This window comes from Mucilaginibacter aquaedulcis (assembly GCF_030409325.1).
In the GTDB taxonomy this organism is placed as follows: domain Bacteria; phylum Bacteroidota; class Bacteroidia; order Sphingobacteriales; family Sphingobacteriaceae; genus Mucilaginibacter; species Mucilaginibacter aquaedulcis.
On the sequence record NZ_JAUFPR010000002.1, the window covers coordinates 1,197,145 to 1,212,667 of the forward strand.

General features: G+C 38.4%; 10 protein-coding genes. 1 reads left to right on the forward strand and 9 read right to left on the reverse strand.

Features of this window, described 5'->3' with window-relative positions; genetic code table 11:
- Positions 1-4: 4 nt before the first annotated feature.
- From QWZ01_RS09535 to QWZ01_RS09555, 5 genes are all read right to left on the reverse strand, one after another.
- Entirely contained in the window at positions 5-1,117 is a 1,113-nt protein-coding gene (locus QWZ01_RS09535) for a PAS domain-containing sensor histidine kinase (RefSeq protein WP_290323080.1), read from the reverse strand.
- Positions 1,101-1,478 carry a hypothetical protein gene (locus QWZ01_RS09540; RefSeq protein ID WP_290323081.1) on the reverse strand — a complete coding sequence of 126 codons (378 nt, stop codon included), beginning with the start codon at positions 1,476-1,478 and terminating at the stop codon, positions 1,101-1,103. Before QWZ01_RS09540 ends, QWZ01_RS09535 begins: the two co-directional genes overlap by 17 nt.
- Positions 1,479-1,489: 11 nt before the next feature.
- A complete protein-coding gene (locus QWZ01_RS09545; protein ID WP_290323082.1) occupies positions 1,490-1,891 on the reverse strand; it encodes a hypothetical protein in 402 nt (133 codons plus the stop codon).
- Positions 1,892-2,080: 189 nt separating this feature from the next.
- Positions 2,081-4,021 (reverse strand): sigma 54-interacting transcriptional regulator, encoded by a 1,941-nt coding sequence (locus tag QWZ01_RS09550; RefSeq protein ID WP_290323083.1) that lies wholly within the window; start codon positions 4,019-4,021, stop codon positions 2,081-2,083.
- 313 nt (positions 4,022-4,334) lie between these two features.
- Entirely contained in the window at positions 4,335-6,560 is a 2,226-nt protein-coding gene (locus QWZ01_RS09555; RefSeq protein WP_290323084.1) for a sigma 54-interacting transcriptional regulator, read from the reverse strand.
- A 221-nt stretch (positions 6,561-6,781) separates the two neighbouring features.
- Between QWZ01_RS09555 and QWZ01_RS09560 the strand changes: the two genes are divergently transcribed.
- On the forward strand, positions 6,782-7,663 hold the full coding sequence (locus tag QWZ01_RS09560; RefSeq protein ID WP_290323085.1) for a helix-turn-helix domain-containing protein: 882 nt from the start codon (positions 6,782-6,784) through the stop codon (positions 7,661-7,663).
- A gap of 27 nt (positions 7,664-7,690) precedes the next feature.
- Here QWZ01_RS09560 and ppsA read toward each other — a convergent pair whose 3' ends face one another.
- The 4 genes from ppsA to QWZ01_RS09580 all read right to left on the reverse strand — a co-directional run bounded on the left by ppsA (position 7,691) and on the right by QWZ01_RS09580 (position 15,510).
- Positions 7,691-10,339: a phosphoenolpyruvate synthase gene (gene ppsA, locus QWZ01_RS09565; RefSeq protein WP_290323086.1), complete on the reverse strand. Its 2,649-nt coding sequence runs from the start codon at positions 10,337-10,339 to the stop codon at positions 7,691-7,693.
- A gap of 202 nt (positions 10,340-10,541) precedes the next feature.
- Positions 10,542-11,063 carry a GNAT family protein gene (locus QWZ01_RS09570; RefSeq protein ID WP_290323087.1) on the reverse strand — a complete coding sequence of 174 codons (522 nt, stop codon included), beginning with the start codon at positions 11,061-11,063 and terminating at the stop codon, positions 10,542-10,544.
- 243 nt (positions 11,064-11,306) lie between these two features.
- A complete protein-coding gene (gene mqo, locus QWZ01_RS09575) occupies positions 11,307-12,800 on the reverse strand; it encodes a malate dehydrogenase (quinone) (RefSeq protein WP_290323088.1) in 1,494 nt (497 codons plus the stop codon).
- A gap of 259 nt (positions 12,801-13,059) precedes the next feature.
- Positions 13,060-15,510, reverse strand: a complete 2,451-nt coding sequence (locus tag QWZ01_RS09580; protein WP_290323089.1) for a TonB-dependent receptor — start codon at positions 15,508-15,510, stop codon at positions 13,060-13,062.
- Positions 15,511-15,523: the final 13 nt, after the last annotated feature.

The window sequence follows — 15,523 nt, forward strand, 5'->3', positions numbered from 1 at the left end:
AATTTTAGGCTACCAATTCAATTGTGCTTTTCCCTACACCTGTAACCGCTGCCGCTTCACGTATTGGCAAGCTGAAGTAAAATATGGCACCACCGTTTTGTCCATTTTCTGCCCTTACTTCTCCCCCATGCTTTTTAATGATTTGTTTTACGATATATAACCCAAGCCCCCTGCTGTTTTTACTTCTTTTGGTACTTGTATTTTGATAAAACTCCTGAAATAGTTGCTCACCACATTCCGCACTAATGCCCACGCCCTGATCGCAAACAGCCACCTCCGCATATTTATCGGTTACGTCAACATGTACCACAATGGGCGAACATGGCGGTGAAAACTTAACGGCATTGGTTAAATAATTGATCAATACCTGCATGATTTTAAACTTATCGGCTAAAATCCAAATAGTATCGGGGCCATTCCTATAAAAGCGATGACCAGGATAAAGGATCTTCATTTCGCCCAAAACACTTTCTATCAAAGCGGCCAAATCAATTAAAGTTGGATTAAGCTGAAACATACGTTCCTCATCAATAGCAGATGACAAGTATTCATCAAGAAGCCTGCTAATTCCGTTAACATGTTGATCAACTACCTGCAATAGCTTCAATGGCTTTTTATTAAAGCTTTGTGATAACTGATCAATCAGAAATTGGGTGTTTAATTTTATAATGGTTAGAGGAGTACACATTTCGTGGTTAACGATGGCCCTGCACATACATTCCTCTTTAACCTGCTGGGTAATATCTTCAACCGTGCCAATCATTTGTTCGCCTTTACCCCAGCGCCTGCTATAAACCATCCCGCTTATCTGGAGCCATTTTTCCCGCCCTTGCGGTGTTATTATTTTGATTGATGCATTTAAGGTATTCTTACCAGCACAGGCTATTTTAAAATGATACAAGAGTTTTCGCAGATACGATGGTTGTATCAAACCAAAAACAGAGCCGTTTTTACCTTCATCAACTTTTGTTAAACCCAAAATTTTGCGGGTAGCGGGGCAGTAAGATAATTGGTTATTATGGAACATTATTTTCCAACTGCCTGAATAGGGTTCTCCAATAGTGTATGCAGAAATACTGCCCGATCTATCCATATCGTTTTTAAATCCCTTTTTCATCTTGCCCTTTTGTAATTTTCATTAAATCTTTACCTATCATTTCGCGCTGCCCGTTCCGTAGTTCATGATCAAACTTGGCCCACAACTGCATTGACATGCCCTTGAGATATGATTGATAATTGCTCATCAATATGCCTTTCACATCATAATTCATTAGCCTGATGGCATAAAGCAAGCTGCCATTTTTGTATTTTTTACAACATTCGCAATGGTGTGTTTCCATTATTTCAAAGTCATCGGGTGCAATAAGCTCATTGTATTGCAAACACCTGATGTGCTCGTTTTCGATGACAAAGTCGTGATTGAAGCCCCTCTCCTGGAGAGCGATAATTACATCAACTAATTCATAATCACTATGCATACCGTTAACCTTTAAATTCGCTCCGTTATTAATTTTGCTTTTTCAGGAATACGCAGTTTGCTGCTTTCTGAAACCTTAACCCTGCCTTGCAAAATCAAATAACCTATTACCTGCACTGCTTGGAAAATGACTATATATATGGGAAAGGCTATCACGCTATAAGTTATAATGTGATAGCCAACGATAAACGTATTGGCTAAAAGATATCCGTAAGCAACCTGCTTCAGATCAATTTTTGCAGGTGTGAAAAAGATCACCAGTGCTATGCATTTTACAATGATGATAATTTGAAAAACGTTCATGAACAAACCGGCAGGCTCAAAAGCCGAGTTGATCAGGTTAAACAGGTTTACAGATATGTATATGAATACACTTGCCAGCATAGCAACCAGGAAACTTGTAACGTTTTTCATAACCTTAATTTTACGGGTTAAACAAAATCAAATACTACAACTTGATGTTGTAAAGATCAGACAGATAAGGCCCTTAATCAATGTATCAATTAAGGTTTGAGTAGTATAAATTACATATAAACAAAAAAACCACGTTAATAAGTTTTATACTTAAATAACGTGGCTCTTTAAAAAGTGTATGTATTTAAACTACCTGAGTTTTATACCAAGTTTTTGCATTTTTGAGTGAAGTGTTGAAGCTGGTAAACCCAATTTTTCGGCAGCTCCGTCTTTGCCGCTTATTTTGCCATTGCATTTTTTTATGACTGCTAAAATATGTTCGCGGGCATGTTCGTCTATGGTTTGCAGCTTAAATGCGGCTTGACCGTTATCTCTGGTTATGTTTTTGGATTGTGGTAAACTTACTCTTTTGATAACCTGCCCATCACACAGTAATATGTTTCTTTCAATAAAATGTTCAAGTTCACGCACATTACCAGGCCAATGATATTCAAATAACTGATCCAAAACCTCATCAGATACACCTGTAACCAGTTTGCCGTTTTTTTGTGAATACAATTCAATAAAGTAAGATACCAAGGCTTCAATATCATCCTTACGATCACGTAAGGGTGGAATAATTATCGGAAAAACAAACAATCTATAATATAAGTCGAGTCTGAAACGTCCCTCTTCCACTTCCTTTTCAAGATTACGATTGGTAGCTGCAATGATTCGCACATCAATTTTAAACGGTTCGCGCCCACCCAAACGTTCAATTTCCTGTTCCTGCAAAACGCGTAATAACTTTACCTGTAGCTCGGGTGGCATTTCGCCTATCTCATCCAAAAAAATCGTACCGTTATTGGCCTGTTCAAACTTACCTATCCTCCGTTCAATGGCACCGGTAAAAGCTCCCTTCTCGTGCCCAAACAGTTCAGATTCGATAAGATTTGCCGGCAACGAGGCGCAGTTGACCACCACAAGCGGCTTGTTTTTACGTGCAGACAAATTATGGATACATTTTGCTATCCTCTCCTTCCCCGTTCCGCTTTCACCAAGTATTAAAACCGACGTAGTAAGCGGTGCAACTATGGCTATGTGATCAAGTACTGCTAATAATTGTTTACTGTTGCCAACAATGTTATTAAAGTTTATCTCTTTATGCTTGCTACTAACTACATCATCATTTAAATGAATGCTTGTTATTTCCGGTTCTGTAATATCTGCAACAGCCGGAAATATAGAATCCATAACCGTAAGTAATGACTGTTGTAAACGCCTTAGCAACTGCAAATGATCATTTGTGTAACCATCGGCTTTATGATTATAAAACGACAACGTTAATGTATCATCTTTAGCAAATAACAAGGGTAAATGCAAAAATGACCGCATTTGAAATATATCTGCCACTACTTTCTTTATAGGGAATCGTTGACCTATTTTTATAAAATCTTCGTTGTTAAAAATTTGAGCTTGAGTACCAAGATTTGTCTCCTGCTTCATCTTCTTGATATCGGCCAGGTTTTTACGGCTGATGTTCATAAATTCATCAATTCCAATCACCTGGTATTCATCAAAGCCAATACGTAAAAAAGAAATACCTCCATATGAACCCTCTGGAGTTTGCTTTACACCAATACCCAGATAATCAAACGGTACATACGGTTGTATACTTCTGGCTATTTCCAATAGTTTTTGTCGCCAGGGAAGTGCATTTGCCGTAATATTTTTAAATATCTCTTCTAATGTTTGTTCTTGCCTCAGTTTTGATTCAATACTGTTCTGGTGCCTATAATAAGCTACATCCAGCGTAATAAGCAATTCCTTTTCACGAAATGGCTTTACCAGAAAGCCATAAGGCTGCGTGGTTTTAGCTTTCTCCAGAATACTTTCCTGAAAATTTGCCGACAGATACACAAAAGCTATATTTTTAACGGTTAGCTGTTTAGCAAGATCTATACCGTTCAGCGGGCCTTTTAAAAAAATATCAAGCAACACCATTTCAGGCTTTTTAGCCTCAATGATTTCCAAGGCCTCCTCAACCGAATCGGCAATGCCACAAACCTTATAACCGGCTCTTGTCAGGATCAGTTTAAGATCATACGCCACTAACGATTCATCTTCAACTATCAGTATTCTTCTGTCCATTTTTATTTAATAACAACTAAAAGTAATGTTGTTTGAGTTTTAACAATGGGCAAGCTTAATGCCAGAGCAAACACCCTTTTAAAAAACATGCTTATCATTTTCACGAGTTAAGTTCCTTAAGTCGATACAGTTAATTTATTAAATACATTCAATATATTATAATACAACCCTTAACATATTATATCTAATTACTCAATAAAATTACTTTACAAATAAATGCTATACTATGTATTGTTTAAGGATTTTGTTGTACAAATTATATATATTGATCAGGTATTTTCATATTTAAAACAGGCTTATATAAAAAATTAACTTATTTTTTTATGCCCATCTTTTTCATCCTCGAATTTAATGTGGTTGCTGGTATACCCAGAATTTCTGCTGCCCCGCCTTGTCCTTTTATACGACCACCTGTCTTTTTTAGTACTGCAATAATGTAGTCGCGTTCACTTTCCATGAGTGATTTTATTTGGGCCGTTGTGGTAACAGTCGACTGATGCTGAGCAGCGCTTTTAGGAATAAAAATGTCCTTTAATGTTTCTGTTGATGACATCAGCACACTTCTTTCCATTACATGTTCCAGTTCACGAACATTACCCGGCCAATGATAGCTTCTCATGGTCTGGATAACCTGGTCATCAATACGGTTTATCCTTTTACCAAACTTGCGTGAAAATTTATCAGCAAAGTAATTGGCAAGGATAACTATGTCATTTGGACGATCCCGTAAAGCCGGTAATATGATCGGGAAAACATTAAGCCTGTAATACAGATCACTGCGAAACTGACCTTGATCAACTTCTTTTTCCAGGTTGCGGTTGGTGGCCGCAATTATCCTAACATCAACTTTAATTACTTCCTTTCCCCCTACACGTTCTATTTCTTTTTCCTGAATGGCTCGTAACAATTTCACCTGCAGTTCAAGGGGTAGTTCACCCAATTCATCCAAAAAGAGAGTCCCTTTATTAGCAAGTTCAAATTTACCCAGGCGGCGTTCTGTGGCACCTGTAAAGCTCCCCTTTTCATGTCCAAACAGTTCGCTTTCAATTAAATTTGCAGGCAGGGCCGCACAATTTACTTTGATCATTAATTTTTCCCGCCGTGGCGATAAATTATGAACCTGCCTGGCAATTAACTCTTTACCTGTACCCGTTTCGCCTAAAATTAAAACGGTACTATCGGTAACAGCTACCTTTGATACCATATAAAGCACCTCTCCAAGACCTTCTTCTGCGCCAATGATCTGGCCATTATAGCTTGTTTCAATCTGCTGCTGCAGGTAACGTTTCTCTTCTTCAAGCCTTGATTTATAATGATCTATTTCCTCAAGCTGATTTTGTATCTTTTCATAAGCCCTTATGTTTGATACTCCAATTGAAATTTGCGAACAAACACCTAAAGCCATATTAAGCTGAAAATTATTAAAGGTATTTTTTTCGGGAAGCCAGATGAATACTGCACCAATAGCATCATTTTTTTCACGCAAAGCGATAGCAAGCATTTCACGGGCTCCATTTTCGTAAAAGAAAGTGATGTAAGGAGGTACAAACTCCCTTTTCATTAACTCATCCAGATCCATAATTAATGGTACTTTAGAACTTAATACCTGTTCATAAATACCATCCTCTATTGGATATTTTTCTGTTGTTCGTTTTTCGTAATCCTCATGATTTTTAGTTTTATCAGATAAATTATGGAGATACGCGCTGTGCGTTTTTTTGTCATCATTTATAAATGAAATAACAATTTCCCTGTAGGCAAACAACTTGCCCAGCTTATTATGCACAATATCAAGAAACTCGTTCTTATTGCGGCAAGAAGTGATATCATTACTTACCGAAAGCAGAAATGATTTTCCATTCTCGCTTTCCAGCATCTGCTCATTAGCCAAAATGTTAGCTACGGCAATGGATATTTGGCTGCCCACACCTTTAACAATATCTAAAGCGGGGGCGTTTAAACTTCCCTTAATATCCGAAAATAAACAAAACAGCCCCGTGAAGTCGTCGCCGATGTTAAGTGTAATAGACAGCATTTCTTTAATACCCAGCAATAAATTCTTTTTCAGAAATACGGGTAGCTGGTTCTCCGTATCCTCAGCTTCAAGGTCAAATACTAATGGGGCATCAGATTCTAAAGCCGTTCTTATTATATTTTTTTCGTGTTTTTTGAAGCTGAAATTTTTAAAAGATGCTATAAAATCATCATCCTTTGCAGCTTTTGAATCGGGATCAATCAAAAACATACTTATATTTCCGGTACTTGCCTCGGTGATCGCTATTCCGCAATGAGTACAGTACAGCACGCTTTTTAACCGGGTATTGATCGCTTTCATCAAATCGGCACGGCCCCGTACCCTGGCTATATCATTACTGAATGCTAACAGGAAAGCATTTTCCTTTTCCTGCCAACAGGTTGACTCATATAGCTTTTCAATTTGCGCTATGAAAACACTTACCAGATCTTCCTTACTTTTGGCAGATACCATGATATTTGTAATATCTTGTAAAAAGCTATCCTTATCTACTTGATTTTGCATGGCATTATCTTATTGACTTTAGCGATCAGGTTCATTTCAGCTATTAAATTAAGTAGCCGAATAAAGGTACGATATTTCGCACTCCGCAATATAAAATCCTGATATATCGTTAATTCATAAACATCAAAAACAATCAATTATCTGTAAATCAATCAATTACAAACAAGGCACGAAATTAGTTTAACATTAGCCGCATTGGAGCCCCTAAACAAAGTAGCTATATGAAAAAAATTGAAAACAATCAGGCATCAAATTTTGGCAACCTGAATACCGATACACTCTTTAATATTCGTAAAGTAGAAATGTTTGAAGGTAGTTGTTTTGAAACAACTATGTCGTTGCATGCTAATCAGTATGCTTTGTTTTGGATAACACGTGGCAATGGTTACTACCTTGTTAATAATCAAAAACAGTACTTTAAAGATACTACCCTCCTTTCTGTAAAGCCAGATTCACTTAACGAGTTAAGATTTGGTGGAAACATGCAGGGATATATCATATGCTTTACCGATTCATTTTTAGGAAAAGATTATGATCCGGGATCAGGCTATCGCTTTTTGCCACAGATTTTTAGTTGTTTAAAAGAGATAAACATTGACCCGGAAACTGAGCAAGACCTGTTAGATATTACCGAAATTATGTTTAAGGAGTACAAAAATCATAATATGCATCGTGCTGAGGTATTAAAGCGTTTTTTTAAAATCTTCCTTATTTATCTATCACGCCAGTTTAACGTAGCCGCTCAGGTAAGCAAACCCTCGCGCAATCAGGAAATAGTTCAAAGCTTTTTAACACTGCTGAATAAAAACTTCCGATCGCACAAAATGGTAGCCGACTATGCAGATCAACTGGCCGTTACACCTAATTATTTAAATGAGGTTGTTAAAAAAATAACCGGCCAATCGGCAGGTAACCACATCAGGCAACGGGTGGCTATGGAGGCCAAACACCAGGCGGCCCATCCAGATAACTGCATGAAAAAAATAGCTTATGATTTAGGTTTTTGCGATATGGCTCATTTCAGCAAATTTTTCAAAAATACCACGGGTATTAATTTTTCAGATTTCAAAAAAACAGAAGTTGCTTTTCAACCCGCTATTTAACCTTTATTTCCCGCTTAACATATGATTCTATAGTATTACTACAAATCCATCTGTTCCATTAAGCCTGATCCTTTGCCCATCTTTAATGAGCCGGGTGGCTTGTTCTACTCCTACAATTGCCGGTAAGCCGTATTCGCGTGCTATGACTGCGCCGTGTGTCATGAGGCCTCCAACTTCGGTGATCAGGCCTTTTATGGATACAAATAATGGAGTCCAGCTCGGGTCGGTAAAGGAGGTTACTAATATATCCCCATCTTCCAGGTCGGCCTCCTCCATATTTAAAATAACACGCGCACGTCCCTCAATTATTCCTGAGGAAACAGGCAACCCAACGATAGCATCAACCGGAAGATTCTCTCTTTTGTACTTGCCTGTAATGATTTCGCCATCAGATGTGATAACACGTGGCGGGTTCAGTTTTTTATTTAATCTGTGTTCATCTTTTCGTTGAGCAATGAGTTGATAATCTAACTTGCCAGTGAGTACTGTTTCCTGAAGTTCTTGAAAAGTAAGATAGTAAGCGTCTTCCTTTTCATGAATAATGTTGGCCTGCAAAAGTTTTTCAACTTCTTTCAACAAAGCCTGCTTATAAATAAAAAAGCGGTTAACTATTCCATATTTCGGGTATTCACGATAACCCACAAAACTCCGGATCAAATCAATCATTGTTTTTGTTTCCTTGGCCCTTTGTTCACCATCAGGCAATTGCTCTAATTGATCTAATAAGCTTCGTTCTTTCTTCATAGCTTCTTGCAATCCTTGTTCAAAAAGCCGCTTAGCTGCCCCGGGTTCAAAGTTTTTGATGTTATTTAATATGATGGGGAAAAGTATTTGAGGATTTTCGCGCCAGCGTGTTTTGGTAATATCTATTTCCCCGGCACAGCGCATACCATATTTATTGAGAAAGGCATTTATAGCATCCCGGACTTCCTGTCCACCATTCAGCATTACAATTTCCTCCAAAAAGTTATCCGATTTTACCTCCTGCAAATATTTTATAATAGATGCATGTGGACGAATTACATCTGCAACATCTAATAATGCCAAACCCATCTCTGAAGTGATATTGTTTGACACAGATTGTGAAAGCACATCAGAAACGTTTTTTTCACCTAACCATTTATTCATCTTTTCATTGAGCCACGATGCGGCGTTCATTGCTGCCACAATTACACCCATGTGCTGTGTATGAAAGATCATCTTCTTTGATTGTTGGATATCTTCCAGAATAAAATCGAACAGCTCAAGCCCTGTTTTCGATTGGATGTTTTGTTTTAATGTTTGTATCGATATTTCATCATTTTTGATGAGATCGAAAACAATTTTCGGGTCGTTCCCTATTTGCGCCAAAATATCCGCAGATGACATACCCTTACTACTTTTAACGATCACGGGAGCTTTTCCATCATTTGGTAATGACCTGATAAAATCTCCCCGTTTAACAATGGTCAAAAGCGCGTCTTTTATAAGCGGATCATGCTGGCCCATGGCATCTATTAAATTTTCCGTACCGGAGGTTGTAGCCAAGCTATCCGCCACATCAACAAATAATCGTCCGGCAGCCTTAAACATAGGTCTACCGGCCCTTAACTGCCACAAAGACAACCCTAATGGCTTCATCGGGTCAGTCATCATTTGCTGATGACCAACAGATATATAAACATGATTTTCCTTGTCATTAGCTTCAGGTACAGGGAACAAGGTGGTAATGGGTCTGCTCTGTACAATATAGAACGCATCATCTGCAAAGCACCACTCTATGTCCTGAGGCTTGCCAAAATGTTCTTCGATCTTTCTGCCGATGCGTTCAAGCTGTAAAATCTGTTCATCTGTAAGTACTTGCCTGTTCTGTAATTCAATCCCGATCTTCTCTTCCTTTGTACCGCCATCGTTCAGGCTATAAATGCCCATTTCTTTGGTGGAGATAGTTTTATCGATAATCGCTCCTTTGCTAACCTTATAATTATCAGCATTTACTAAACCTGAAACCATAGCCTCACCAAGGCCGTAGCCAGCATCAATAGTTAAAACTTTTCTGTTTGATGTTAGCGGATCGGCAGTGAATAAAATCCCAGATACCTGAGAGAAGATCATTTTCTGCACAATTACAGCCAGGTGTACTTTCCGATGATCAAAACCATTTTGAAGGCGATAAATTACTGCCCTGTCAGTAAATAATGAAGCCCAGCATTTACTGATATGTTTCAGAACAGCTTCGCTGCCTATAATGTTTAAATATGTATCCTGTTGCCCTGCAAAAGATGCGGTCGGCAGGTCTTCTGCTGTAGCACTTGAACGTACAGCGAAAGCATCCTTCTCGCCAAAGTTTGTGAGATGTTCCCTAATTACTTCTGCTATATCTTCAGCAATCGGGGTGTTTTCTATGATTGTCCGGATCCTCGCACTTATTTTACTAATTTCAGTCCGATCTTCCGCCTTTAATCCTGCTAATTTATCCAGCAAATCATGCAACTCCTGGTTATGTTCAGTAATTTTTTTATATACCTCGGTAGTAACGCAAAAGCCTTCAGGCACCTGTATCTCATTTATTCGGGACAATTCTGTCAAATTAGCTGCTTTACCCCCCACAGCCGCCAGCAGTGGTTTATCAATACTGTAAAAATCAACGGCATACACATTATTAACTACTGAGTTTAGCTTGTTTTCAGGTATCATATTTTGGCTTTTTTTAAGATGTACAAAACCAAAAATATAAGGTAAAACCATTCGACGGATCGTTTTTGAACTATATTTTTTATAGCGCAATAATCATATAAATCAACACGTTATCCATATAAACACAGATCGTTTAAAGGAAATATTTATACGCTTAATGTGAGGATATCACGAGGCGTAAAATCACAAAGGTTGCCTCAACTCAGCTTTTCTCTTTAACCAGAAAAACAGGCGGAAGTGATAATTCGTGTGATGCCACGACATCGGTATTTTGTCTAAATCCGTAGCTCTCAAAAAAATCTATATAAGGATTGCCTTCAAACTCACCTATCCAGATTACTTGCTGCATGGTTGATATGGAAAGGCATTTTTCAAATAATGATTTACAGATCAAAGGATCATTGTATTGAGCTAAAATACCAAAGTCGGCAATTTTTGCTAAGGTTTTACCATCAAAAATTTCCGGGCGGGGGCCTTTAGATGTTACTCTGGCATAACCAACAGGTTCATCATCAGCGTAAACGATCAAGAATTGATTAGACATACTGTTGATCTCGACCGTTAAAGCTTCTTTATTGAAGTTTGCGGTGATATAATCTTCCAGTTCCTGGTCAGAAACCTTCCCTGCAAATTTTTCTCTTGCTACTGCACCGGTGAGGAACAACAAGGTACTGATACCCTGTTCAGTTCCTATGGTAAATTTTGTTATGATTTTAGTTGTCATTTTATCTAATTTTTATTTTCAACACATAGCGGCGGCATAATTATACCTGGGCATTAGAATGATGATTTGCCAGGAGTATCGTTTTCTGCCTTGTACCTGATTTTTGATTTTGCAGAAAATCGCTCCTGGCAAATAAGATATAAAAGCTTAATCGGCTATTGTTTTAATCATGTTTTCTGTGGTATTATTTATCATTTTTTCAATGGCTTACCTATCCTTATCACGTTACACTGGATTTTTGCGCTAACCTATTCCTAACATGATGGTAGTATAGGTTCTTATGTGACTGGCTAATTCCGCGTCCTGATCGAGATTTTTCCCATATGATTGTATCATATGTCTCAGTTTCGTTTGCCATTCATCACTTTGAACCTGAGCACCAAAACATCTTTCAATAAGTTCAAGCATAATTGAAACAGAGGTTGATGCACCTGGGGAAGCACCTAACAAGGCTGCAATACTGCCATCGTGGGAGACGACTACTTCCGTACCAAATTCCAAAACACCACCATGTTCAGGATGCTTTTTAATCACCTGAACACGCTGACCAGCAACTTCACGTTTCCAATCGCTTAGTTTCGCCTCGGGATAATATTTTTTCAAAGCAGCAAGACGATCGTCTGGAGATTGCCTGACCTGATCAATAAGGTATTTTGTAAGAGGAATATTATCCAGCCCTACCCTGATCAATGGATATATATTGCTCCATTTTATCGATTTAAATAAATCCATAAATGAGCCCTTTTTCAAAAATTTAGTGGAGAAACCTGCATACGGCCCAAATAACAATTGTCGCTGACCATCAATAAGCCGGCTATCCAGATGAGGCACAGACATTGGTGGCGATCCTATTTCGGCCTTTCCGTATACCTTAACCGTATGCTGCGCTATCACTTCCGGATTATTGCAAACCAACCATTCTCCACTTACCGGAAAACCTCCAAACCCCTTGCTTTCTGGGATGCCCGACTTTTGCAACAACGGCAAAGAGCCACCGCCTGCCCCTATAAAAACAAACTTGCTTAAAACTGATCTTTTAGCTCCGGTCCTGATATTTTTAATAGTAATGAGCCAATTGGCATCAAGCCTTTCAATTTTTATTACCTCGGTATTCAAACTTAACTTAACCTCTTTTTGGCTGGTTAAATACTTGATCAAACTATTGGTAAGCGCCCCGAAATTGATATCTGTTCCCAAATCCATCCTGGTAGCGGCAACCTGATCGTGTTTACCACTGCCATTCATGATCAGTGGTATCCATTGCTGCAAAATAGTATGGTCTTCCGAGTATTGCATTTCACTAAAAAAGTGATGCTTACTTAATGCATTATAACGAGCCTTCAGGAAGTTTACATTGTTTGCTCCCCAAACAAAACTCATATGCGGAACCTTCCTTATAAATTCCCCGGGACCTTGAATCAATTTACTTTCCACCAGGAACGACCAGAATTGTTTTGAAACCTCAAACTGTTCGGCAATTTTAAGCGCTTTTTTAATTTCTACGGAGCCATCTGTTTGTTGAGGCGTGTAGTTAAGTTCACAAAAGCCTGAATGCCCAGTGCCCGCATTATTCATGGCGACTGAGCTTTCCGCACCTACCTCACCAAGCCGTTCAAAAATCTCTATCTTAAAACCAGGTTCCAGAATTTTGAGCATTGTGCCTAAAGTGGCACTCATTACACCTGCACCAATCAACACAACATCAGTCAACGGGATAATAGATTTCGTACTTTTCATAAAAAAACATCTACATAGCGAGTTGTTTATTTATGCTCCCGAAGAAAGATAGTTTTTAAATTAACTTTGATCAAAGCCTGTACAACTCATTTAAATCAGCAACATTTCATCTGTTGATTTATTAGACGAATTTAGTGCCTAATCAAACCCTGAAGTAGGCTAAACTGCCTTGATATTAGTCGAAATGGCTTAGTTGAACATCTATTGTGTAAAGGCCCTTACTCAGTATCTATGGGTAACAGTAATAACATAGTTTTAATTAATGCGCCCTACCCTGCTCGCTGTCGGCTCCGCCTGTATCACGTTTAGATGGCACATTGGTTAGCTTTCCAAAACTATAGGTAAAAGTGAGGGTTGCTACTTGAGTATCTACAAAGTTATGATAGGTTGCTGTAGCGCCCACAATATTGGTTATAGTACCACTTGGACTGAAAGATTTAAAAACATCCCTCACATTGAATTTGATCGATGCCTTGTTGTTCAATATCTTTTTCTGAACAGCAGCATTAAGCATACCCGTAGGTATGGAAACAAACTGACCGTAAGTACCGCTGGTATTATAAAAACCGCTTAGCTCAGCGCTCCATGTTTTTGATAAAGTGAACTGATTGTTACCGTTGGTACTGAATGTATATTTTGATTGATGCAGGTAGCCGGTATAGAATTCGCCCTCATAAGTATTATTATAAACCTCGGCATATAAATTAACTGTCCACCATTTGGCAGGTTGCAAATTGGTATTCACTGAAAAATCCCATGTTTTTTGTTGCCCTATATTACCGGTGGTGCTTACAAATACATTACCATCCTTATGAATGGTTTCGGTCTGAACATCGGCAGTGTAATTACAAGCAAGCGCTAAAGTGAACAGACTTTTATAGTTGTAGGCCAGCTTATAGTTATCTGTAAACTGAGGCTTTAGGAATGGGTTACCCGAAAAATAAGTGAACTTATCTACAAAAAATGTAAAGGGATTTAAACTCCCGTAGTTTGGTCGTCCAATTCTGCGGCCATAAGAAAGTACCAACACGTTATGCCCTGCTGTGTCCAGATTATAAGAAAAATAAGCTGTTGGGAAGAGATTGGTATAGTGTTTTACAAAAGATGAATCGGCCTTTTGAGCATTGCCGAGCTGATGCCCTGAACCATTTGTATTCTCTAACCTTAAACCTGTTTGTAAAGAAAACCGGCCGAAGTTTTTATTATAATTAACATATGCGGCATTTATATTCTCCTTATATAAAAACCGGTTAGTATTGTTATAATCAACTGTGCTTACATTATCAATCACGTTAAAATAATTAGCGGCGTTATCTGTATTTACGTAACTGCTTTTAACACCTGCCTCAAACTTTGCCTTACCTTTAAGCGGATGGGTATAATCTGCTTTGGCCGAGTAAATATTAATATAGGATGGCAAATTATCAGTGAGCGTTGATGAATTTGTTAAGGTACCATCGGGCAAAAAGGTATTGTTTACAAACAGCTGATTACTGCCTGCCACATCACGGATGTAATCCAAATCAAACGTAAATGTTCTGCCTGTACTGTCAAACTTGTGAGTATAATTTATGTTAACGCCCTTGCTGTCAAACTTATTTGTTGATGTATTCAGTGTATTTATAGTTGAATCCATTTCACCGCCTTTGCCAAATAACAAACTGTATACCGGACTGCTATCATGATCATGTGAGATTGTCCCGGTAAACACTACGCCCCAAGTTGTTTTTGGAGATACAAAATAATCCAGACCTGCCTTAATGTTGGTATTGTTACTTGATGGCCTGAAATAAGATATATCTTTTAAAGATGATGTAGGCTCGCCTTCTGTATCAAAATAGTTCCGGTCAATTTCAAGCCTTCTGAAAGTTTTCTGTTTGTTATAAGCAACATTTGCAAAAAAGTTAACCTTATCTACCCGGTAATTAAAGTTGATGCTTTCATCTGTACGCCCATAAAAACCCTGGGCCAGGTTTGCCGATATCACTGCATTAAAACCCTTAGTCGTATTCTTTTTGGTTTTGATATTGATCACTCCCGCATTGCCGGCAGCATCATATTTGGCCGGAGGATTATCCATAAGTTCTATCTGATCTAACGACGATGATGGTAATGAACGCAGGTAACTTACCAGGTTTGAAGCCGAAAGATAGGTTGGTTTATCATCTATCATTACCAACACTCCGCTTTTTCCCTTAAAGGTGATATTACCATCAGCATCTATCTGAACACCCGGAGTTTTTGACAGTACCTCTAAAGCGTTGGCGCCGGTATTGGAAATCAGCGCGCCAACATTAACTACCGTACGATCAATTTTTTGCTGTACATAACTTTTCTTGGCAGTCACCGCTACTTCATTTAGCTTTTTGCCTGCCAGTGATAAAATAAATGCCGGTATGCTAATTGACTTTTCCTGGCTCATAACTATAGGTTCGCTTCGGAAGTTTTTATAGCCTATAAAAGTAGCTTTAATGATATAAGTATTATCCTTTAAATTTTGAAAGGCAAAACTGCCGTCAGGGTTAGCCAATTTGGTACCCACAACTACCGAATCTTTTGCGGTAAGCAGAATTACGGTTGCTCCATCGAGCGGTTTCCTGGCATCATCCACAACAGTTCCTGAAATTTTTCCGTTTTTTGTTTGCGCCTGAGCAAGGTTGAATGTTGATAGTGTAAATAAGGTTAAAAAAAACAGGTAAAGTAATTTCATGGTGATAAGACAC